At 69.8% G+C, this 21,967-nt stretch carries 19 protein-coding genes; 7 read left to right on the top strand and 12 right to left on the bottom strand.

Translation table 11 applies throughout. The annotated features are described in order from the left end of the window. The 4 genes from QSK25_RS15835 to QSK25_RS15820 form a co-directional block, all read right to left on the bottom strand. A complete protein-coding gene (locus QSK25_RS15835) occupies positions 1–153 on the bottom strand; it encodes a hypothetical protein (RefSeq protein ID WP_285639041.1) in 153 nt (50 codons plus the stop codon). 167 nt (positions 154–320) lie between these two features. Beyond that, complete coding sequence (locus QSK25_RS15830; protein WP_285639040.1) at positions 321–3,167, bottom strand: AfsR/SARP family transcriptional regulator; 2,847 nt, start codon at positions 3,165–3,167, stop codon at positions 321–323. Positions 3,168–3,495: 328 nt separating this feature from the next. Beyond that, positions 3,496–3,678: a DUF397 domain-containing protein gene (locus tag QSK25_RS15825; protein WP_285639037.1), complete on the bottom strand. Its 183-nt coding sequence runs from the start codon at positions 3,676–3,678 to the stop codon at positions 3,496–3,498. A 32-nt stretch (positions 3,679–3,710) separates the two neighbouring features. Then, positions 3,711–4,556 (bottom strand): helix-turn-helix domain-containing protein, encoded by an 846-nt coding sequence (locus tag QSK25_RS15820; RefSeq protein ID WP_285639036.1) that lies wholly within the window; start codon positions 4,554–4,556, stop codon positions 3,711–3,713. A gap of 166 nt (positions 4,557–4,722) precedes the next feature. On the opposite strand from QSK25_RS15820, the gene QSK25_RS15815 reads away from it, so the two are divergent. Both QSK25_RS15815 and QSK25_RS15810 read left to right on the top strand, forming a co-directional pair. Beyond that, positions 4,723–5,040, top strand: a complete 318-nt coding sequence (locus QSK25_RS15815) for a hypothetical protein (protein ID WP_285639035.1) — start codon at positions 4,723–4,725, stop codon at positions 5,038–5,040. A gap of 422 nt (positions 5,041–5,462) precedes the next feature. After that, entirely contained in the window at positions 5,463–7,676 is a 2,214-nt protein-coding gene (locus tag QSK25_RS15810) for a SulP family inorganic anion transporter (protein ID WP_285639034.1), read from the top strand. 57 nt (positions 7,677–7,733) lie between these two features. On the opposite strand, the gene dacB is transcribed toward QSK25_RS15810, so the two are convergent. After that, entirely contained in the window at positions 7,734–9,266 is a 1,533-nt protein-coding gene (gene dacB, locus QSK25_RS15805) for a D-alanyl-D-alanine carboxypeptidase/D-alanyl-D-alanine endopeptidase (RefSeq protein ID WP_285639033.1), read from the bottom strand. Continuing rightward, the gene (gene gnd / locus QSK25_RS15800; RefSeq protein ID WP_285639032.1) at positions 9,263–10,693 is read right to left on the bottom strand and encodes an NADP-dependent phosphogluconate dehydrogenase; all 1,431 of its coding nucleotides are present in this window, start codon (positions 10,691–10,693) and stop codon (positions 9,263–9,265) included. Before gnd ends, dacB begins: the two co-directional genes overlap by 4 nt. A 120-nt stretch (positions 10,694–10,813) precedes the next feature. Here gnd and QSK25_RS15795 point away from each other — a divergent pair, with 120 nt between their 5' ends. Then, the gene (locus QSK25_RS15795) at positions 10,814–11,116 is read left to right on the top strand and encodes a DUF2218 domain-containing protein (RefSeq protein WP_285639031.1); all 303 of its coding nucleotides are present in this window, start codon (positions 10,814–10,816) and stop codon (positions 11,114–11,116) included. Here QSK25_RS15795 and QSK25_RS15790 read toward each other — a convergent pair. After that, the gene (locus tag QSK25_RS15790) at positions 11,099–11,692 is read right to left on the bottom strand and encodes a LysE family translocator (RefSeq protein ID WP_285639029.1); all 594 of its coding nucleotides are present in this window, start codon (positions 11,690–11,692) and stop codon (positions 11,099–11,101) included. The genes QSK25_RS15795 and QSK25_RS15790 overlap by 18 nt on opposite strands. A 60-nt stretch (positions 11,693–11,752) precedes the next feature. On the opposite strand from QSK25_RS15790, the gene QSK25_RS15785 reads away from it, so the two are divergent. Then, positions 11,753–12,259 (top strand): Lrp/AsnC family transcriptional regulator, encoded by a 507-nt coding sequence (locus QSK25_RS15785; protein ID WP_285639027.1) that lies wholly within the window; start codon positions 11,753–11,755, stop codon positions 12,257–12,259. Here the strand turns inward: QSK25_RS15785 and QSK25_RS15780 are convergent. From QSK25_RS15780 to pyk, 3 genes are read right to left on the bottom strand one after another with little or no spacing between them, the layout of a single operon-like run. Then, complete coding sequence (locus QSK25_RS15780) at positions 12,256–12,813, bottom strand: Uma2 family endonuclease (RefSeq protein WP_285639025.1); 558 nt, start codon at positions 12,811–12,813, stop codon at positions 12,256–12,258. The genes QSK25_RS15785 and QSK25_RS15780 overlap by 4 nt on opposite strands. A gap of 50 nt (positions 12,814–12,863) precedes the next feature. Next, a complete protein-coding gene (gene tesB, locus QSK25_RS15775; RefSeq protein WP_285639024.1) occupies positions 12,864–13,766 on the bottom strand; it encodes an acyl-CoA thioesterase II in 903 nt (300 codons plus the stop codon). 9 nt (positions 13,767–13,775) lie between these two features. Next, entirely contained in the window at positions 13,776–15,200 is a 1,425-nt protein-coding gene (pyk, locus tag QSK25_RS15770) for a pyruvate kinase (RefSeq protein ID WP_285639021.1), read from the bottom strand. A gap of 64 nt (positions 15,201–15,264) precedes the next feature. Here pyk and QSK25_RS15765 point away from each other — a divergent pair, with 64 nt between their 5' ends. After that, positions 15,265–15,609 (top strand): VanZ family protein, encoded by a 345-nt coding sequence (locus QSK25_RS15765; protein WP_285639019.1) that lies wholly within the window; start codon positions 15,265–15,267, stop codon positions 15,607–15,609. Here QSK25_RS15765 and QSK25_RS15760 read toward each other — a convergent pair. Continuing rightward, the gene (locus QSK25_RS15760) at positions 15,557–16,204 is read right to left on the bottom strand and encodes a DUF2461 domain-containing protein (RefSeq protein ID WP_285639017.1); all 648 of its coding nucleotides are present in this window, start codon (positions 16,202–16,204) and stop codon (positions 15,557–15,559) included. The genes QSK25_RS15765 and QSK25_RS15760 overlap by 53 nt on opposite strands. Before the next feature lie 75 nt (positions 16,205–16,279). Between QSK25_RS15760 and QSK25_RS15755 the strand changes: the two genes are divergently transcribed. Next, on the top strand, positions 16,280–18,196 hold the full coding sequence (locus QSK25_RS15755) for a helicase-associated domain-containing protein (protein ID WP_285639015.1): 1,917 nt from the start codon (positions 16,280–16,282) through the stop codon (positions 18,194–18,196). Positions 18,197–18,248: 52 nt separating this feature from the next. Then, the gene (locus QSK25_RS15750; protein WP_285639013.1) at positions 18,249–21,113 is read left to right on the top strand and encodes an NACHT domain-containing protein; all 2,865 of its coding nucleotides are present in this window, start codon (positions 18,249–18,251) and stop codon (positions 21,111–21,113) included. Here QSK25_RS15750 and QSK25_RS15745 read toward each other — a convergent pair. Next, the gene (locus QSK25_RS15745; protein WP_285639011.1) at positions 21,103–21,915 is read right to left on the bottom strand and encodes a DNA/RNA non-specific endonuclease; all 813 of its coding nucleotides are present in this window, start codon (positions 21,913–21,915) and stop codon (positions 21,103–21,105) included. The two genes, QSK25_RS15750 and QSK25_RS15745, sit on opposite strands and share 11 nt — an antisense overlap. Between the last annotated feature and the right edge of the window lie 52 nt (positions 21,916–21,967).

Below are 21,967 nucleotides of genomic sequence, written 5' to 3'. Positions count from 1 at the left end.
TCACCGGGTGCTGCGGTGTTTTCCGGAGGTGCGGTGGATCACTCGGTGCAGCCACGACGGCGCGGAGCCGTTCGACCGCTGCCAGTTGCACCGGGCGTTGCCACGTCGGTAGTCGATTTCCGCCTTGATCGCCTCAGGGGTCCACTCGGTCATGGTGGACAGCGTGCTGCTGAGGCCTCACCTCAGGCATCGGGCGATCACGCAGTCCGGCGCGGCAGAACCCTTACCCGCGGTGCCACGCCGACTCCCTCACCCGCGCGCCACCACCAGGCGAGCCCTGCCGCTCACGCGTCACCGCGCGCACCCCGGCCGGGCGAGCCTCAGCCCGCGGCGCCGCTCACCGTCACCGCGCGCACCCGGGCCAGCCGGGCCCGCACCCCGTCGGCCTCCGGCGCTCCCAGCTCCGTGAACAACGCCAGCGCCCGCTGCCAGTGCGCCGCCGCCCCCGCCGCGTTCAACCGCTCGAACACCGCCGCGAGCCGGTCGTGCGCCAGCGCCTGGTGGTACGGCGACACCGCGTCGCACGCCACCGCCAGCGCCGTCCTGGCCGCCGACAACGCCCCGTCGGTGTCGCCGGTCTCCAGCAACGCCGTCGAGATGTCGGTGTGGCAGGCCGCCTCCCCGCACTGCTCGCCCACCTCGTGGTACATCCGCAACGCCACCCGCAGCCACGGCATCGCGTCGTCGAACCGCTGCGTGCTCAGGTACAGCAGCCCGAGGTGGTGGTGGGCGTTGGCCTCGGCCCACTTCGAGCCCGCGATCCGGGAGATCTCCATCGCCTCGCGGTAGTGCGCCTCGGCCTCCGCGTGCCGGCCGAGGTCCTGCAGCGTGCCCGCGACCGTGGTCAGCGCCCGCGCCTGCTGGTGCACGTCCTCCTTGCGGCGCGCCGTTTCCAGCGCACCCCGCTGGGCTTGCAACGCCTCCTCGAAGCGTTCGAACTGCAGCAGCGCCACGCCGAGGTTGAACTGCATGACGAACCGCGCGTCGTCGTCGTTCAGCGCGATCGCGGCCTGCAGCGCGGCTTCGGTGAGGCGCAACGAGGTCTCGCGTTCGGTGCGCAGCCAGAGGTAGCGCGACAACGTGTACGGCAGCTGCCACGCGTGGACGTGCCAGCCGGAGCTCGACGCGAGTTCGGCGGCGGCGATCAGGTTGGCGCGTTCGGCGTCGAACCAGGCCGTCGCGTCGGCGGGACCGGAGATCACCGGCACGTGCGCCGGGCGGTGTTCGGGGGCGACGAGGACGCTGCCGCGGTTGATCGGCAGCAGGCCGTCGGCGAGGTCCGCGCAGTGCAGGTAGTAGTCGAGCATGCGGCCGGTCGCGGCACGGCGTTCCGGTTCGGACAGCTCACCGGCGAGCGTCTTGGTGTAGACGCGGACGAGGTCGTGCGCGAAGTGGCGGCCCGGTTCGCTGACCGACAGCAGGTTCGCGGCGGTCAACGCGTCCAGCGCGCGCTGGGCCTCGATCAACGGGACGTCGCCCATCGCCGCGACCACGTGCGGGGTCAGGTCGGCGCCGGGGTGCAGGCCGACGATCGCGAGCAACCGCGAGGGTTCGGCCGGCAGCGCACGGCGGGAGGCGTCCAGCGCGGCCCGGACGGTGCCTTCGCCGTCCTCCAGACCGAGAGCGGCCAGGCGGCCGTGCTCGTCCTGCAGCTCCTCCACCAGCTCGGCCACGCGCAGACGGGGTGACACGGCGAGACGAGCCGCCGCGATCCGCAACGCCAGCGGCAGGCCGTCGCACAGTTCGGCCAGCGACCGCAGCGCACCGGCCTCCATGTCGGACCGGCCCGCGATGCGGCCCAGCACGTCCACGGCCGCGTCGGGGTCGAGCATGTCCAGCTCGATCAGCTTCGCCTCGACCTGTGCGACCAGTCCGACGAGCCGGCGCCGCGACGTCACGACCACGCACGACGGCGCGCCCGGCAGCAGCGGCAGGAGGTCCGCCGAGCCGCGGACGTTGTCGAGCATCACGAGCATGCGGCGGTCGGCCAGCCTCGTCCGCAGCAGAGCCGAGCGCTCGTCGACGGAGACGGGGGTTTCCCCGGCCGGGACGCCGAGCGCGCGCAGGAACCGGTTGAGCACCTCGCCGATCTCCAGCGGCTCGCGGTTCGGGTCGTAGCCGTGCACGTCGACGTACAGCTGGCCGTCCGGGAACTCCTCGCGCACCCGGTGCGACCAGTGCAGCGCCAGCGCGGTCTTGCCGACGCCCGCCGGACCGGTCACCAGCAGCACCGGGCCGTCGTGGCCGCGCAGCAACGCGTCCATGCCGGCCAGTTCGGGATCGCGGCCGATCAACGCGACGGGCGCGCGCGGCAGCTGCGCCGGCACCGTCACCGGGGCCGGTTCGGGCACGGACTGCTGCTGCGGCACGCGCACGGGCGCACGTTCCGGTTCGGGACTGTTGCCCGCCAGCACGGCCTGGTGCACGCGGCGCAGCTCCGGTCCCGGTTCGACGCCGAGCTCCTCGATCAGCACGGCGCGGGCCTCGCGGTACGCGGCCAGCGCCTCCGCCTGCCGTCCGGCCTGCACCAGCGCCCGCATCAGCAGGCCGTGGCCGCGTTCGCGCAGCGGGTGCTCGGCGACCATCGACCCCAGCTGCGACACCAGTTCCGGGCCCTGCCCGATCGCGAGGCCCAGCTCGGCGCGTTCCTCCAGGACCGCGAGCCGGCGTTCGACGAGACGGCCGCGTTCGACGTCGGCGTGCAGCCCCGAGACCCCGCCGAGCGGCTCGGCCCGGAACAACGCCAGCGCGTCGTCCAGCTCGACCGCGGCTCCGGCCAGATCACCGGTGGCGCGCATGCGGTTCGCGAGCAGCACTTGACGTTCGAACACGTCGAGGTCCAGCGCGCCCGGCTCGATCCGCATCAGGTAGCCGTCGCCGACCGAGGTCAGCAGCTCGGCGGGAGCGCGGCGGGCACGGGTCGGTTCGAGCGCCCGGCGCAGTCCGGCGACGTAGGTCTGGACCAGGTTGACGGCGCTGGACGGCACGTTGTCGCCCCAGACCGCCTCGATGATCTGGCCGCGGGACACCGGGGTGTTGCGCGCGAGCAGCAGGACCGCGAGGACGGCGCGCTGCTTGGCCGCACCGAGAGCAACCTCTTGACCTGCGCGAACGACCCGGAGAAGGCCGAGAACCTCGAACCGGAGGGGTTCCTCGCCGTGCGTCACCGCTCTGTCCCTCGCCTGTGGGCCACCTGGAGCTTGAAGATCACTTCAGTCGGGCTCCAGTCGTGCTGTAGAAGGCATTCTTACGCTTAGCGTGTCCAACCAACCACAGACCGCGAGATCAACGGAAACCGGAGATCAGCGAGTCCGACCAGGTTGGACCGGACAGCGGAACACCCGCTGCTCCCCATGATCGACGTGGGTCGGCCGGCGTGCAAGGGGCATCCAGCCCGCGGCGGCGGAACGCCGGCCGGCCCACGTCCCCTTTCACCTCGAACGACGACGGCCCCGGCTGGATCTTCCAGCCGGGGCCGTCGCGTACCCCTGTCGATCAGCTGACAAAAGAGCCGTTCTTCGCGGCGGCGAGGAACGTGTCCCACCCCGCGTCGCCGAACCTCAGCCGCGCGCCGTCCGCGTTCTTGCTGTCACGGACCGCCGCACCGGCGGGGACGAACGCGATCTCCACGCAGTCGGCTCCAGCGGCCGAGGACCGGCTGCTCTTGCGCCAACTCAAGCTTTCCACTGTCTGTTCACTCCCGGTCGCGGTCACGCGAGAGTGCGAGCGACTTCGGTGATCAAGGCGAAGGACTCCCGCTGCGGAAGCGAGGCGCTCACCAGCCGCTCGAACATCTCGGCGTAGGAAAGGACGTCCGACTGCTGTTCCAGGTAGACGCCGCTTCTGGTGCTTTCGATGTACACGACGTCGGGGTCGAGCCGCTCGGGAAAGCTCAGGATGACGAACGGGCCGTCCATCGCGGCATGACCACCGGCGTCGAACGGCACGACCTGCATCGTGACGTTCTGCAGTGCACCGATCTCGAGAAGACGCGCCAACTGCCCGCGCATCACCTCTCGCCCGCCGACGAGTCTGCGCAGGGCGGCCTCGTCGATCACGGCGTGCAGGCGCAACGGGTCGTCCTCGCGCAGCAGGGCCTGCCGGGCCTTGCGCAACCGGACGCGGCGTTCGATCTCGGCGGCGCTCGCGTTGGGCAAGCCCTGGGAGATCAACGCTCTCGTGTACGCCTCGCACTGCAGCAGGCCGGGGACCATCAGGCCCTGATAGGTCCGGATGGAGTCCGCGTCGGCCTCGTACCCCACGTAACGACCGGGCACGATGTCGCCGAACTCGTCCCACCACGCCTTGCGGCGGGCTTCCCTGGCGAGCTGGACCAGTTCTTCGAGGGCGGCGGCGTCCGCACCGTAGGCGGTGAGCATGTCCCGCACGTCGCGCGGACTCACCCCCACCCGGCCCGTCTCGATGCGGCTGATCTTGGAGGCGGAGCACTCCAGGCGCTCCCCGACCTCCTCGATCGTCAGCTCGGCCACTTCGCGCAGACGCCGCAGCTCGCTCACGAGCCGGCGCTTGCGCAGGGTCGGGCTGCTACCCCGCATGACGCCTCCTGAGTGGCATCCGCACCTCCTGGTCGTTCCCAGTTTGAGAGCAAACCAGCTCGCCGCAAAGAGACGTCATCCATTCGTGTACTGCAACTTGCAGATCGCAGGTTCGTCACGCCAGGCTGCATGGGCTGCTTACGCAAGGACTGGAGCTCTGAGCCTGATGGCCGTCACGGTGTTCAGCCAACTGGACAAGTCGCTGCACTCCCACCTGGCCACACTCACCGACCTCGCTGCCCGCGGCGACGACCAGACCGCTCTCGTACTCGCCAGGGTTGAGTTGCCGAGGGTGGTCGCGGTGGTGAAGGCGTTGCTCGACGAGCACCAGCCCGACGAGCACGGCCGGTGCGCCACCTGCAAGCGCGGCTGGTTCTCCAGGCGGATGCCCGCACCGTGCCGTGCCTACCTGTCGGCGCAGCTGATCCTGACCGTCGTCGGCCAGGAGACTTCGCACGGCAAGCACCTGCGCTCGGTAGGCTGATTTCTCCGAACTCGATAGTTCTTCGGTTCCCGCACGACTTGGGCCGGCTCCGCACCCCCCGACCGGAGCCGGCCCTTCTATGCGATCACCAGGCGTGACGACTCGGGGCAAGATCAACACGGTTGGCTGAAACATCTGTCACAGCACCGTTTTCGGCCTCATCATTGGTGACGACGCGGCCTGATCCCGCCCCACGATGCCTGTGCCGACACGGAGGTGTTCCCGTGCCGACCCCGCATGACCGCGCCGACGAGCTCGATGCCGTCCGGCCGCGCCGAATGCTGCCCTTAAAGCGCCTGCTGGTGTGGGCCGCGCACGGTCTGAGCCGCACCCGCTAGAGCGCTCTTCTCCAGCTCACTCCCCTCCCCGCCCTGTGCAACCGAGCGCACAGGGCCATGCCGCCATTCAGCAAAGGGAAATCCGTGAACCATCAGCCCAGGTCCAACGCCGGCGAGCACACCCCGCACGGCCCTCCGGTGCTCCTGAAGCACGACCTGCCCGCGAGCTTCGTGCTGTTCCTCATCTCCATCCCGCTCTCACTCGGCATCGCGCACGCGACCGGCGCGCCGCTGATGGCGGGCATCATCTCCGCGATCATCGGCGGCGTGGTCGTCGGCGCGATCAGCGGAGCTCCGTTGCAGATCAGCGGGCCCGGCACCGGGCTCGTGGTGATCGTGGCCGCCCTGGTCGCGCAGTTCGGGTGGGCCGCCACGGCGGCGATCACGCTGGCCGCCGGTGTGCTGCAACTCGCGCTGGGGCTCACCGGGATCAGCCGCCTGGTGATGTCGCTGTCCCCCGCCGTCGTGCACGGCATGCTGGCGGGCATCGGCATCTCCATCGCCGTGGGGCAGCTCATCGTGCTGCTGGGCGGCACGGCGGCGTCGACGGTGCCCGCGAACCTCGCGCTGCTGCCGGGAGAACTGGTCTCGGCGCAGCTCGGGTCCGTGGTGGCCGGTGCGGTGGCGATCGCGGTTCTCCTGCTGTGGCCCCGGATCCCGCGCGCGTCTCTCGTGCCCGCGCCGCTGGTGGCCGTCGCTTTGGCGACCGCGCTGGCGTTCGTGCTGCGGTTCGACGTGGCCCGCGTGGACCTGCCGGACAGCCACGCGCTGACGTTCCCCGAGATGCCGCAGGGCAGTGTCGGCACGGTGCTGACCGCCGTCGTCACGGTGGCACTGGTGGCGAGCATGGAGTCGTTGCTGTCGGCCGTCGCGACGGACCGGCTGCACGACGGGCCGCGCGCCCGGCTCGACAAGGAGCTCATCGCGCAGGGCACCGGCAACGTGCTCGCGGGCGCGCTCGGCGGGTTCCCGATCAGCGGCGGCCTGGCGCGGAGCTCGACGAACGTCGCGGCGGGCGCGAAGACCCGGTACGCCGCCATCTTCCAGGGCGCGTGGATCGCGGTGGCCGTGCTCGCGTTCGCGCCGACGCTGGAGCTGATCCCGCTGGCGGCACTGGCCGGCGTGCTGTTCGTCGTCGGCCTGAAGCTCGTGTCGGTGCAGCGGATGAAGAACCTGTTGCAGCACCGGGAGTTCGTGGTCTACGCGACGACCGTGTTCGGCGTGGTCCTCTTCGGACTGCTCGAAGGCGTGGTCGCGGGGCTCGCGGTCGCGCTGCTGCGCGCGTTGTACCGGTTGACGCACTGCTCGGTGCGGGTCGAGGGCAACCGGGTGTGCGTGCGCGGATCGCTGGTGTTCCTCGGTGTCGGGCGGCTGGTGCGGGAGCTGCGCCGGATGTCGCAGGGCCAGACCGTGGTGCTGGAACTGCACGTCGACTACCTGGACCACGCCTCCTACGAGGCGATCAACGACTGGCGCGAGGGCTACGAACGGCTCGGCGGCCGGGTGCGGGTCGACGAGGTGCACGACACCTGGTACGACCGGGCGAACCAGGGCAAGCCGGGGCGGCGCAAGACGTTGCCCGGCCCGTTGCCGCGCTGGTTCGCGCCGTGGTCGCACTGGCAGGGCAAGCCGGACGCCGTCACGTTGCCGGCCCAGCGCGCGTCCGCTGAGGGCGATCCGATGCTGCGCGGGATGCACGAGTTCGAACGCCGCTCGGCGCCGTTGGTGCGGCCGTTCCTGCACGAGCTGGCGGTGCACGGGCAACGGCCCCAGCAGCTGTTCATCACCTGCGCGGACTCCCGCGTGGTGCCGAACCTGATCACCACGTCCGGACCCGGCGACCTGTTCTGCGTGCGCAACATCGGCAACCTGGTGCCGACGCCGTCCGCGGACGACAGCTCGGTCGGCGCCGCGATCGAGTACGCGGTGGAGATCCTCAACGTCAGCACGATCGTCGTGTGTGGACACTCCGACTGCGGCGCGATGAAGGCACTGGTGAAGGGATCGGCCGCGCGCGGCTCGCACCTGCGCTCGTGGCTGCGCAACGCCGAACCGTCGTTGATCAGGTTCCACGCGCCGACGGCACCGGGCTGCGCGGACCTGCCGGTGGCCGACCGGCTCGCGGTCGCGAACGTCGCGCAGCAGCTCGACAACCTGCTCGGCTTCCCGAGCGTGCGGGAGGCGATAGCGGCGGGCACGCTGACGTTGAAGGGCCTGTACTTCGACATCTCGAACGCCCGCGTGTACCTGGTCGACCCCGACCGCAACGGGCTCGAGCCCGTGCCGTCGCCGGCCTGAGAAGCGAGGAGCCGCCCCGGAACGCGTCCGGGGCGGCTCCACTGTGGACTTCTCAGATCAGCAGGTGCCGATCCACGAGCACTCCACGTCGAACCGTTCCTGCGCGGGGACCTTGGCGCGGTCCTGCGCCGGAGCCTTGCGCTGCTGCGGCACCGACTGGACCTGCGGCGCGATCGAGCTGCCGCCGTCCGAGGCCAGCCGCACGGCGATGCGGTCCTCGATGTTCTTCGGGTTGTTGAACAGCAGAACGTTGTTCTGCACCACCGAGAACACCAGGTCACGACCCGCGGCCGTCGTCACGTAGCCGGACAGGCCGGAGACGCCCGAGAGCGACCCGGTCTTGGCCTTCACGTTGCCCGCGGCCGCCGTGTTCTTCATGCGGTTCGCGAGCGTGCCGTCGACCCCGGCGACCGGCAGCGACGCCTGCCACCCGGAGAACCACGGCTTGGTCTTCGCCTTGATCAGCACCGACGTGAGGTCGTCCGGCGAGAACTGGTCGAGCCTCGACATGCCGGAGCCGTCGAAGACCTCGACCGCGTTCGGGTCGACGCCCAGACCGGACCACTTGGTGCTGAGCTGGTTGACGCCGTTGGTGAACGAACCACCCGCGGTCTTGACCAGCACCTCGGCCAGCATGTTGTTGCTGTCCTTGAGCAGCGGCACGTTCAGCTCGCTGAGCTTCATCGACGTGTCGGTGGCGAGGACGGCGGCACCCGCGGGCGCCTTCTGCCGCTTGACGCCACCGGTGACGGTGATCCCGCTGGCCTGCAGGGCCTTCTGGAACACCGACGTCACGAGCCCGGTCGGGTCCTTGACCGTCGAGAGCCTGGTGGTCTCGACGCTCGTCGACCCGGCGACGATGATCCGGTTGGTGCCGTGCTCGCGTTCCACGGTGATGCCGGCGTTGCCGGTCGTCGCCGTCGACACGATCTGCACGTGGTCGTTCGCCGGTTCCGTCGTCACCACGGCCGGGGCGCCCGCCGCGGCGCCCGGCTTGACGCGCACGACGACCGTGCCCGCGCTGAACTTCGCGTCCGGCGAGAGCGTGAGGGCCGACGTCTCCGCGCTGTACGAGAACGGTTCGTCGTCCCACGCCCAGCCCGTGCCGTACGGCTGCGCGTCGAACTTGGTGTCGTCGATGACCAACGCGCCGTTGACCGTGGTGACCCCACTGGCCTTCAGCGCGTCCGCGAGCTGCTGGTAACGCAGCCGGGACATCGTCGGGTCGCCGCCACCGCGCAGCGCCAGGTCGCCGTTGAGCGTCGAGCCGGACTTCGTGCCCGACGAGACGAGCTCGGTCTTCCAGCGGAAGTCCGAGCCCAGCAGGTCGAGCGCCGTCGTCGTGGTGAGCAGCTTGATGTTCGACGCCACCTGGGAACGCCTGCTGCTCTGCCTGGTGTAGATCACTTCTCCGGAGTTGGCGTCCCGCACGACCAAGCCGACGTCCGCGCCCTTGAGCGCGTTGTCGGCGAGGATCGCGTCGAGATCAGCCGTGAGAGCCTCGTTTCCGACTGCCACGGCGCCGCCGCTGGACGTCAGGTTCAACCCTGCCGCCACAGCGACGACCGCCCCCAGAACACGAAATTTCACGCTTCCACCTCTGATCGATCACCCGACCACAACGTGTGGAAGCTACCGGGCTTGTCGGTGCGCCTGTACGTGTGCGCCCCGAAGAAGTCCCGCTGTCCCTGCACGAGCGCGGCGGGCAGTCGCTCAGAGCGAAGTCCGTCGTAGTAGGCCAAAGCGGACACAAACCCCGGCGTCGGCACACCGGATTCGACCGCACGGACCACAACCCTGCGCCAAGCGGCCTCCGCGTCGCGCACGGCGTCGCGGAAGTAGTCGTCCACCAAAAGAGACGCGATGTCGGCGTTCTTGTCGTACGCCTCGCGAATGCGGTTGAGGAACTGCGCGCGGATGATGCAGCCACCGCGCCAGATCGTCGCCATCGCGCCGAGGTCGATGTTCCAGTCGAAGTTCTTCGACGCCTCGCGCATCATGTCGAAGCCCTGCGCGTACGCGACGACCTTCGACGCGTAGAGCGCCTGGCGCACGTCGTCGACCAGGTCGGCGTCCGGCTTCGCGACGACCTCGCCGGCGCCGAACGCGTCGCGCACGGCCTTGCGCTGGTCGGTGTGGCCGCTCAGGCTGCGCGCGAACACGGCCTCGGCGATGCCGGTGACCGGGACGCCGAGTTCCAGCGCCTCCTGCACGGTCCAGCGGCCGGTGCCCTTCTGCTCCGCGGCGTCCTCGATGACCTGCACGAGCGGCGTGCCGTTCGCGTCGACGTGCTTGAGCACCTCGGCGGTGATCTCGACCAGGTACGACTCCAGGTCACCCGAGTTCCACTGCGTGAAGACCTCGGAGATCTCCGCCGGCGTCTGCCCGCCGATGCGGCTCAGCAGGTCGTACGCCTCGGCGATCAGCTGCATGTCGGCGTACTCGATGCCGTTGTGGACCATCTTCACGAAGTGCCCGGCGCCGTCCGGCCCGACGTGCACGCAGCACGGCTGACCGTCCACCTTGGCCGCGATCTCCTCGAAGACCGGGCCGACGTGCCGGTACGACTCCGCCGGACCACCCGGCATGATGCTGGGGCCGTTGAGCGCGCCCTCCTCACCGCCGGAGATGCCGGCGCCGACGAACAGCAGGCCCTTCTCCTTCAGGGCGGCCTCGCGGCGGCGCGTGTCGGCGTAGTGGGCGTTGCCGCCGTCGATCACCATGTCGCCGGGTTCGAGGATGTCACTGAGCTCGTCGATGACGGCGTCGGTGGGGCCACCGGCCTTGACCATGATGATGATCTGGCGCGGCGTCTGCAGGCTGTCGACCAGGTCCTGCAGCGTCTCGGCGCCGACGAAGTCGCCCTCGTGGCCGTGCTCTTCGAGCAGGGCCTTCATCTTCGCGGGGGTCCGGTTGTGCACGGCGGTTTTGAAGCCGTGGCGCGCCAGGTTGCGCGCGAGGTTGCTGCCCATGGTGGCCAGACCGGTGACCGCGATACGTGCTTTGCCTTCCGTCATGCGCACAGCCTGCCGTGTTCTTCAGGTTTACGCGAGACGTCACAGCGTGTTCTCAGACTCCGTTTTGCCAGGTGAACCGCGTCACGTGCCGGTACGTATGGCTAGGCGTAAGTTGGCTTCATGACGGAATTCACGAGCGTGGGACGCTCGGCGACCGGCCGTGCCTCCAGGTACGGCTCACAGCTGGTGAAGCACTTCACGGCGAAGGACGTGGAAGGGTCCTGGGAGGACACCCGCGGTTTCGTGCGCTTCTCGTTCGGCCTGGCCGAGTTCGAGGCCGCCGACGACGCGTTGATCATGCGCGTCGCGTGCACGTCGGAGGAGGACGTGGCGCGTCTTCGCGATGTCGTGGAACGGCACCTGGTCCGGTTCGGCACCCGTGACGAGCTGAGCGTCACGTGGGACTCAGGTAGCGAGAACTGACGCCGCCAACCCGATGAGAGCGGTCCCACAGACCCGTTCGAAGTGCGCGCGGGTCTTGGGCTTGCCCAGCAGCCTGCCCAGTTGACGCGCGCTCGGCACCACGATCACCCAGAACACCGCGAACACGCCGACCGTCACCGCGCTGAGCAACGCCGCCTGGGGCAGCGGAGCCGCGTGGGGGTCCATCGCCTGGGGGATGAGGCTCAGGAACGTGAGCATCACCTTGGGGTTCAACAGGTCGCACAACATGCCGCGCAGGAACACGTTCTTCTGCTGCGGCTGTTCCTCGATCGGCTTGTTGGCCGCCTTCAACGTCATGAAGCCGACGTAGGCCAGGTACACCGCGCCGATCGCCTTGATGACGAACAACGCCGTGGGCGCGGCCGCCACGAGCGCCGACAGCCCGACCGTCGCCAGCGTGCCGTGGATCAACAACCCGGTGAGCACGCCGAGCGCGGCCTCGACGCCCTTGCGGAAGCTCCGGACCGCGTTCCCCATGACCAGCACGAAGTCCGGGCCGGGCACGACCGTGATGACCACGAGCGCCAGCAGGAACGACGTCCACGCGATGTGCATGCCGCAGATCGTCTGTCGTTCGTTCGTGCCGATTCCAGCAGCTCAGTAGGATGTTCGGTCATGCGCGAACAAGCCGAACTGGATTCGGTCGACTGGCACATCCTGGAGGAGTTGCAGAACGACGCCACCCTCCCGAACCGCGCGCTGGCCGAGATCGTCGGCCTGGCCCCTTCGTCGTGCCTGCAACGGGTCCGCCGGCTGCGCGACCTCGGCGTGATCACCGGCAGCCACGCCGTGGTCGACCCGGCCACCACGGGGCTGCCCCTGGAAGCGGTGATCTCGGTGAACGTGCGCCCCCACACCCGGCCCGTCGTGGCCGGTTTCCGGGCGTTCGTGATGGCGCAGCCGGAGACGCGGTCGATCTTCCACGTCTCCGGGCAGGCCGACTTCCTGATCCACATCGCGGTGGCCGACTCGACGCACCTGCAGGCGTTCCTGATGGACAAGATCGCGGTGCGGACGGAGGTGCGGAACCTGACTTCTTCGGTGGTGCTGGAGCGGGTGGAGACGCGCGCTCTGACGCCGCCGGCGAACCTGCGTCCGACCCACCGGCGGCGGAAGGTCTAGCGGCGGCGGGTCAGTGCGTCCAGGTCGAACACCAGCGGAGCAGGCCGCGTCAGCCGCACCTCGCCCACACCGTCTTCCACCAGCTTGTAGATGCCGTCAACGAGTTCGAAAGCCGTCAGGCTGATCGGGTCGCCCAGTTCGACCAGCCAGTAGTGCGCGATTCCCGCTTCGGCGTACTGCATGGGCTTGGTGACGCGATCATCGCGCTCGGAGCCTGGAGACACGATCTCCACCGCGAGGACCACGTCCTCCGCGTCGAAACGCTTGGGATCGCGGTCAGCCGCCTCCGTCGTCACCACGACGACGTCCGGCTTGCGCACGGTGGGCCGGTTCGAGTTGTCGATCACCACGTCGACGTAGGCGTACACGTCGAAATCGTCTGGAAGCTGTTCGTCGAGCCAATAGGTCAGCCGACTTCGGGCTTTCTGATGAGCGGGAACAGCCGCGGCCACCACGTGCAGGACTCCATCCACGACTTCGAGGTTCTTGTCCTCTGGCATCGCGTCCCACACGCCAAGGCTCACCAGGTGATCAGGCCACGCTTTCTCGGTCATGTGATCACCCCTTCCGCCACCAGCTTCCTGCTTGGAAATCCTCCATGCCATCACTCGGACGGCTTGATCACCCGGATGAGCCCTTCCTGCACGACGGTCGCCACCAAGGCCCCGTCCCGGGTGAAGAACTGCCCGGTGGCCAGCCCCCGATTCCCAGACGCGGAAGGCGAAGCGGTGTCGTACAACAACCACTCGTCGGCCCGGAACGGCCGGTGGAACCACATCGCGTGGTCGAGGGAAGCCCCTAGCACCTTGTCCAGTCCCCAGTAGACACCGTGCTTGGCCAGCACCCCGTCCAGCAACGTCATGTCCGAGGCGTAGGTCATGATGCAGAGATGCAGCATCGGGTCGTCCGGCAGCTTGCCGTCGGCCTTCATCCACACCCGTGACGCCGCCTCGCCCGGACCGTCCTCACGGGACTCCCACGGCGGCTCGGTGACGTACCGCACGTCGATCGGCCGCGGGAACTTCGCGTTCATCAACGGGAAGTCCGCGGTCGCCTCACGCCACGTCGGCAGCGTTTCCGGGTCGGGCACGGAGGGCATCGCGGAGGCGTGCTCGTTGCCCTGCTCCTCCAGCTGGAAGGAGGCCGACAACGTGAAGATCGCCTTGCCGTGCTGCACGGCCACGACGCGGCGGGTGGTGAACGAGCGGCCGTCGCGGATGCGGTCCACCTCGTACACGATCGGCACGCGGGGGTCGCCGGGCCTGATGAAGTACGAGTGCAGCGAGTGCACCCGCCGTTCCACCGGGACCGTGCGACCGGCGGCCACCAGGGCCTGTCCCGCCACCTGCCCGCCGAACACGCGCACTGGCGATTCGGCGGGCGAGACGCCTCGGAAGATGTTCTCCTCGATGCGTTCCAGGTCGAGCAGCGCGACCAGGTCGTCCACTGCGGACTGTCCGCTCAGGCCCGAAGGCGAGGTTGCGGCGGCTCGGGCGGCCTCGGTCACGACAAACTCCTACGCGTGGTCGTCCTCCCCCAGCCGGTGCACCCGGATGAGGTTCGTCGACCCAATGGTGCCAGGAGGCGATCCGGCGACGACCACCATGAGGTCACCAGCCTGGTAACGACCGATCTCGATCATGGCCACGTCGACCTGGCGGACCATCTCGTCGGTGGACTCGACGCGCGGCACCAGGAACGTCTCGGTGCCCCACGTCAGGGCGAGCTGCGAGCGCACCGCGGGTTCCGGCGTGAACGCCAGCAGCGGGAGGTGCGTGTGCAGGCGAGCCAGGCGGCGGACCGTGTCACCGGACTGCGTGAACGCGACCAGGGCCTTGGCGTTGAGGCGCTCGCCGATGTCGCGGGCCGCGTACGAGATCACGCCGCGCTTGGTGCGCGGGACGTGCGTCAGCGGCGGCACGACGACCGACTCGGTCTCGACGGCCTCGATGATGCGGCCCATCGTCGCGACGGACTCGATGGCGTAGCGGCCGACCGAGGTCTCGCCGGAGAGCATCAGGGCGTCCGCGCCGTCGAGCACCGCGTTCGCGACGTCGGACGTCTCGGCGCGGGTCGGGCGGGAGTTGGTGATCATCGAGTCGAGCATCTGGGTCGCGACGATGACCGGCTTCGCGTTCTCGCGGGCGATCTGGATCGCGCGCTTCTGCACGAGCGGGACGTGCTCCAGCGGGAGCTCGACGCCCAGGTCACCGCGGGCGACCATGACGCCGTCGAAGGCGAGGACGATGGCCTCGAGGTTGTCCACGGCCTCCGGCTTCTCGATCTTCGCGATCACCGGGAGACGCTTGCTGCCCGCGCGGTCCATGACCTGGTGGACCAGGTCGATGTCGGCGGGCGAGCGGACGAACGACAGGGCGATGAAGTCCACGCCCAGCGAGAGCGCGAACTCGAGGTCCTCGATGTCCTTCTCCGACAGCGCCGGCACGGAGACGTCCATGCCGGGCAGCGAGAGGCCCTTGTTGTTGCTGACGGGTCCGCCTTCGGTGACCTCGCACACGACGTCGGAACCTTCGACGTCGATGACCACGAGGCCGACCTTGCCGTCGTCCACGAGCAGGCGGTCGCCGACCTTGGCGTCCTTCGCGAGCTCCTTGTACGTCGTCGACACGCGGTCGTGCGTGCCTTCGACGTCTTCGACGGTGACGCGGACCACGTCGCCGGTGTTCCAGTCGACCGGACCCGCGGCGAAACGGCCGAGGCGGATCTTGGGGCCCTGGAGGTCGGCGAGGATGCCCACGGCGCGGCCCGACTCGTCGGCTGCCGCGCGGACCATGTCGTAAACCTGCTTGTGGTCGGCATGGCTGCCGTGGCTGAAGTTCATCCTGGCCACGTCCATACCGGCCGCTACCAGGTCGCGGACCTTGTCCGGCGTGCCAGTGGCGGGACCGAGGGTACAGACGATCTTTGCGCGTCGACTCACGTCTAGAGAGAGTAGACCCCGTTCCTGGACCGATCCCGAACTACTCCTCGGTAATGTTCGGACAATGGGTCGAGTGCTGCCATTTGTGATCGCGGCGTTGCTCAGCGTCGTCGTGTTGTTCACCCCCGAGTCAGGTGTGCCGAGCTCGCCACCCGGTACGGACAAGGTGGTCCACACGCTGCTGTTCGCCCTGCTCGCGTTCACCGGCCTGTACGCGAGGATTCCTCACGTCCTGTGGTGGCTGGTCGCCTACGCAGGCCTTTCGGAGGTGCTCCAGCAGCTGATCACGCCGTTGCACCGGTCCGGCGACGTGCTGGACGCCCTGGTGGACGTGCTCGGCATCGGCCTCGGCTGGGCTATCGCCGCGGCTGTTCGCTCACGCCGACGTGGTCCTCGCACCACGCGTTGAAGTCCTTGAGCTGCCTCCACGACTTGCGCACCCGGTCCAGGCACCCCGGCTCGTGCAGCACGTCGTCCGGCTCCCACACCTTGCGCACGTAGATCGACCGGTGCTTGAGCAGGTCGAGGTGCGGGTGGTCGTCGTCGAACCCGCGGGGCTTCGACTTCATCACGTCCCCCGCGACCGCCCACCCCTGCTTCACGAGCTTGTCCACGATCTTGCGCAGCAGGACGCCGTGCGCGTCGACCGAGGCGCGGTAGCGGGCGAGCTGGTCGGACTGCATGTGGAACGAGCCGCCGCCGGTCATCAGGCCCTCGGGGCTGATCTGCACGTAGTACGCGCCACCGCCACGTCCCTTCTCGACCACGCCGCCGCAGTGGTCCTTGTACGGGGTCTTGTCCTTGGCGAACCGCACGTCGCGGTACGGCCGGAAGACCTTGCCCTCGCCGAACTCCTGCTCCAGCGCCAGCAGCAGCGCCTCCATCGGCGCGCGCACGTCGCGCAGGTAGGTCTCCTTGTGGTCGTCCCAGTACGCCTTCGAGTTGTCCAGGACCAGACCGTCGTAGAAGTCAATGGCGTACTCGCCGAAACCGCTGAACGTCACCGAGTCAGCCTAGGCGGATCGCCCATGCCGGTGAAAATTCGTTTGAGCGCACACAACCAGGACATAATCCGATGAATGCCACGCCGTATCAACGCGCTCGCGACCTGGCTCCTCCAACTCGAGCCGGACGAGGTGGCCGCGATCCTGCTGCACCGCCGCGACGTCGCCGACCGCTACCTCCGGACGTTGAAGGACCTCGCGACACAGCTGACCGACGCGGATTCGGTGCACGCCGGTGAGGACACGCTGGACCAAGGCGCGCTCGACGTGCTCGGGGCGATCGTGGCGCAGGGGAACTCCGGGACGGTCGACACGGTCTGCGCGGAACTGCGGTGTTCGCTCGGCGACTTCGAGCGGGCGTTCGGCGAGCTCAAGCAACGGGCGCTGGCGTGGCCGGAGGGGTCCCGGCTGGCGGCGATCAACTCCGTGCGCACCAGCGGGGCCACGCAGGGGAAGTTGACGTTACGCCCTCCGGCGCCGGGCAGGCGCAAGGCGTCCGCGGTGTCGCCGATCGTGCCCGCCATGTCCACTGTGGACGGTGTCGCGCGACTGCTGGCGCACTGCGAGCAGGACACGTTCGACGCCCGCTACACCGGCGGCGTGGCGACCGTGGAGATCCGCCGGGTGGCGCGGGCGTTGCGGGTCGCGGACGGCGTGCTGCGGTTGTGGCTGGAACTGGCGGCGGAGGCCCAGCTCGTCGGGGTGGACAGGGGGCGGTTGCTGCCCACGAGGCACGGGGACGCGTGGCTCGACTCGCAACCGGGACCGCGGCTCGCGGCGCTGGTCCACGCGTGGCAGCGGATGGACTGGCGGCCGGAACCGGACCAGGCGCGGGCCGCGTTGCGCGACTACCCCGGGGCGGCCGGGCTGCTGTTGCGGCGCAGTACGTTGGAGCGCTTCCAAGCCGACGAGGCGTTCACCCACACCAGCGAACTGGTCGCGGACCTCTCGTGGGAACGGCCCGCGGTGCACGACGAGCGGGCCACGGCGGCGGTGATCAGCGAGCTGGAGTCGCTGGGCATGGTGGCCGGTGGCGCGCTCACGCCGCTGGGGGTGGCGGTGCGGGACGGCGGTGACGTCGAGGCCGCCGCGGTCGAGTTGATGCCGCCGGCGACGGAGAAGGCCGCGTTCCAGACGGACATGACGGCCGTGGTGAACGGCCTGCCGTCGCCGGAGCTGAGCGCGACGCTGAACCTGGTGGCGGACCTGGAGGACAACGACGCCGCACGGGTGTGGCGGATGTCGGCCGGGTCGGTGCGGCGCGCTCTCGACACCGGGCTGTCGGCCGACGAGGTGCTCGGGCGACTCGCGGCGGTGTCGGAGGCCGCGCTGCCGCAGGTGATCGAGTACCAGGTCCACGACGTGGCGCGGCGGCACGGGCACCTGACGGTGACGGACGTGGCGAGCTGCGTGCGGGCCACCGATCCGGTGCTGCTGCAGGAGATCGTGAAGTCGAAGCGGCTCGCGTCGCTGAAGCTGCGGTTCCTCGCGCCGACCGTGCTGGCCTCGGCCCAGCCGATGGCGGAGACCCTCACCGCGTTGCGCCGCTGCGGGTACGCGCCTACGGGACTCGATGCGGGTGAACAGTCCATTGTGGAGACCGTTGAGCGCAAGCGGGCGCACGCGCGCGGCGAACGCAGGCCCGACCATCGGCGGACCGAGGTGGACGACCTGGAGCTGACGCAGCTCGCGGTCCGGCTGGTCGAGCAGGAACGGCCGAGCGCGGGACGGGGCTCGCCCAGGGCGACGGCGGCGCGGATGCTGCGCGACCAGAACGTCTTCCTGCGCGACGAGGAGGTCGTGCTGCTGTCGTCGGCACTGGTCGACGGCAGCCGCGTCGAGATCAAGTACGCCACCGGGCCGCGCAACACCGAGACCCACGTGATCGTGCCGACCAAGCACCTCGAAGGCATCGTCAGCGCGGACCTCGCGGACGGCACCAGCAGGGACTTCGAGATCGGCCACGTCCGCAAGGTCGCCCTCCCCGGATGAACAGCTGGTGAAGTACCCCCGCACCACCTGAGCACGTGCCGATACTGGGGTGGTGGCCGATCCGTTCTCCGCCGGACTGCTGATGGTGCTGGAGACCGTGCTGGAGCGGGTGCTCCTCGGTCTCTTCGACGTCGTGCACAAGGGCGCCAGGGACAAGAAGCGCCGGCGCGAGCTGACCAGACCGGGACCGCTGGTCGAACGGGTCAGCGGGGAGCTGGCGCGCGGCGAGCTCAGCGGTGTCGAGCAGCACGAGTGGCAGGCCGCGGTGGACGCGGTGCGCGAGTCGATCGAGGCCTCGCTCCCGCTGCGGCCCGACGAGGCGTTGCGGGTGATGCTGACGCCCGAGTCGTTGCGGGCCCACGTGCTGTCGAGGTCCGGTCGCATCCGGCGGGCGGCCGGTCTGTCGGAGCAGGCGACGGCCGTGTACGACGCGTTGCTGCTGCGGGTCTGTGTCGCGGTCGTGGAACTCGTGTGGTCGCAGCCGGAGTACGCGCGCCGGCTCGCGGTGGAGATGTTCCGGATGGGCAAGGCGACCGCCGACGCCGTGGCACGGCTCGCTGACCAGCACCAACTGGCGCTCACCACCGCTCACCGCGACTTCGAGGACCGCTACGCCGACCAGGTCGCGCACGCACTGGGCGGGCTGGAGCTCTTCGGGGTGTCGCGGGGCCGGGCACCGCGCAGGCAGTCGTTCGACACCTCGTACGTGTCGCTGGCGGTCGCGCGGGTCGGCGACACCGACGAGCTGACCGGCGCCGGACTGCCGGTGGCGGCGGCGCTCGCGGACACCCCGAGGGTGCTGATCAGGGGCGGTGCCGGCGCGGGCAAGACGACGTTCCTGCGCTGGCTCGCGATGAACTCCCTCGGCCAGACCAGGACGTCGGGCAACGAGTGGCTGGGGCTGGTGCCGTTCTTCGTGCCGTTGCGGCAGTACACGTCGCTGCCGAAGCCGGAGGAGTTCATCTCCCCGACCGCCTCGATGATCGAGGAGGAGAAGCCGGCGGGCTGGGTCACCGCGCGGCTGAAGGAGGGGCGCGCGCTCGTCCTCGTCGACGGTGTGGACGAACTGGTGTCCGAACGCAGGGCCGAGGCGCGGCAGTGGCTCGAGAAGCTGGTCACGGCCTATCCCGACGCCCGGTACGCGATCACGACGCGGCCCGCCGCCGTGCCGGAGGACTGGCTGGAGGACGCCGGGTTCGCCGCGTTCGACCTGTTGCCGTTGAGCGACAAGGGGGTGCGGGACTTCGTGGAGGCCTGGCACACCGCGGCCCGCGACGAACCGGGGCTGACCCGCGACGCACGGGTGTGGCTCACCGACTGCGAGGCCCGGCTGGTCGCGACCCTCGCGAAACGGCCCGACCTGCGGCGGCTCGCGTCGAGCCCGTTGCTGGCCGGCCTGCTGTGCGCGTTGCACCAGGACCGGAACATGCACCTGCCGCGCGATCGGCGGTCGCTCTACGAGGCCGCGCTGGACCTGCTGCTGGTGCGCTGGGACGAGGACCGCGGGCTCGCGCTGCCGTCGTTCTCCAAGGAGGAACAACTCGTCCTGCTGCAACGGTTCGCGTACTCGCTGGTGCGCAACCGGGAGCTGATGGTGCCGCGCGAGGAGGCCGTGCACCGGCTCGGCAACGCGATGCGCGGGTTGCGTTCGCACGAGACCGACCCGTCCGACGCGATGCAACGACTGCTCGAACGCGCCGGGCTGCTGCGCGAGGTGACGGGCGAGCGCGTGCAGTTCGTGCACCGGACGTTCCGGGACTACCTGGCGGCCAAGGAGGTCGTGGACGCCGGTGACCTGAACCTGTTGGTGGACAGGGCGCATCTGGACGAGTGGCACGACGTCGTGGTGATGGCGGTCGCGCACGCCCGGCCGCGGGAACGGGCCCGCGTGCTGATGGACCTGCTGGCGGGCAACGACGACACGCGCAAGGACGAACGCGGCCGCGACAAGCTGCGACTGCTCGCGCTGGCGTGCCTCGACCAGGCCGACGTGATCGAACCGGAGACCGCCCGCGCCCAGGTCACGGCCGCCGCGGCCGCGCTGATCCCGCCGAAGAGCTTCGCGCACGCCGACGCGCTGTCCGAGGCCGGCTCGTTCGTGGTCGACCTGCTGCCCGGCCCGGAGGCGTCCGACGAGGCCGCCTACGTCGTGCGGACGCTCGCGAACATCGGCGGCGAGGGCGCGTGGGAACGGATCGCGGAGTTCGTGGCGGTCGACCACGCGATGGTCATCGACGAACTCCTGCGGGCGTGGCGCAACACCCCGGACGCCGAGCAGTACGCGCGGTCCGTGCTGTCCAAGGTGGACTTCGGCGACCGCAGGGTGGACGTCCGCGGCTGGCACCGGATCCAGTTCATCATGCACCTGGAGAAGCTGCGGCACGTGCGGTGCATCGGCAACATCAACCCGCTGGACCCGCTGGGCGCCATGCCGTCACTGCACCGGCTGGAGCTGTGGCAGAACGAAGTCCTGCGCGACCTGGCGCCGTTGGCCGGCTCGCGCTCGCTGAAGGAACTGCACCTGAGCCGTTGCCGCCCGCTCGGCCGGATCGACCTGGCGCCGGTGAAGGACCTCGACGAACTGCACCTGCACTTCAGCCGGGTCGACCTCGCGTCACTGGAGGGCGGCGCGCTGCGGCGGTTGCAGATCCGCGACTCGGCGACCGACGAGGGGCTGGGCGCGTTGCCCGCACTGCCGGGACTGCGCGAACTGGCGATCGACCACCGCCCGCCCTACCCGCTGGCGGGGCTGGAGCGGTGGCCGACCATCCGCACGCTGGAGGTGTTCGGACTGCCCGCTGCCGACGACCTGCGCGTGCTGCCGGGACTGGAACACCTGGTGGTGCGCCAGCCCGAGTCGCTGTCCCGCCTGGAGGAGCTGAGGGCTCAGCTGCCGGGACTGACCGTCACCACCTGATGTCGGCGAGGCTGTCCAGCGGCTTGCGCTCCCCCTCCTCCAGCAACTGCACCGACACCGTGTCCGCCGCGTGCAGCTCCGCCGGGAACGTGAGGCTGACCCGCTTCTCCAACTCGGTCAGCGACACCTGGAACACCCGGAACTCGTCGAGGTCGAGGGCCTCGGCCAGGACGATGTTCTGGGTCAGCAGGAACGCGCTGCACCGCAGCTCGCCGTCCACGACGAACGCGATCGCCTTGTAGAACTCGCGCGGGATCGCGACGCCGCGGAACAGCCGGTCGTCGGCGTTGAAGACGGGGCCGCCGTAGACGCTGACCCTGAGGTCGTCGACGTCGACGTCGGCGAGCACCGCGTCCTCGAGCCTGCCCCAGAGCCCCTCGCGGGCGCTCTGGTTGAAGTCGTCCATCTGCGGCGTGATGTTCGTGAAGAAGAACGAGTCCCGGTTCGCCTTCTGCGCCTCGGCCTTGGGGCCCCAGCACAGGTCGGCGCGGCGGGCGAGGTGGCCGCGGTCGAGCCGGTTGTCGCGGTACAGCTCGTCGCCGGTCTGGAACTGCGCCGGCACCCGCGGGTCCTTGACGAACGGGATGTTGCTGCGGCTCAACGCCTTCATCTCGCCGCCGTCGATGTTCCACGCGACCCAGCTCGCGAACTTGCGGGACTTGCTCATCGCGAGCGAGAAGTGCGTGTAGTGGATCGTGGTCGAGCCCTCGAGCTCGACCGCGTCGGCCGTGCCCGACTCGGTCAGGACCGGGATCCCGGCCTCGGTGCCGAGGAACTTCGGGTCAAACCCTGCGCTGGTCATGTGTCGCCCCCTACTGGTTCACCTGCAGGGTCGACATCTCCCACGGGGCCGT

This window comes from Lentzea sp. NBRC 102530, from assembly GCF_030269365.1.
Taxonomy (GTDB): Bacteria; Actinomycetota; Actinomycetes; order Mycobacteriales; family Pseudonocardiaceae; genus Lentzea.
The sequence above is the reverse complement of the archived record's forward strand: the minus strand, read 5'-3'. Positions and strand labels throughout refer to the sequence as shown.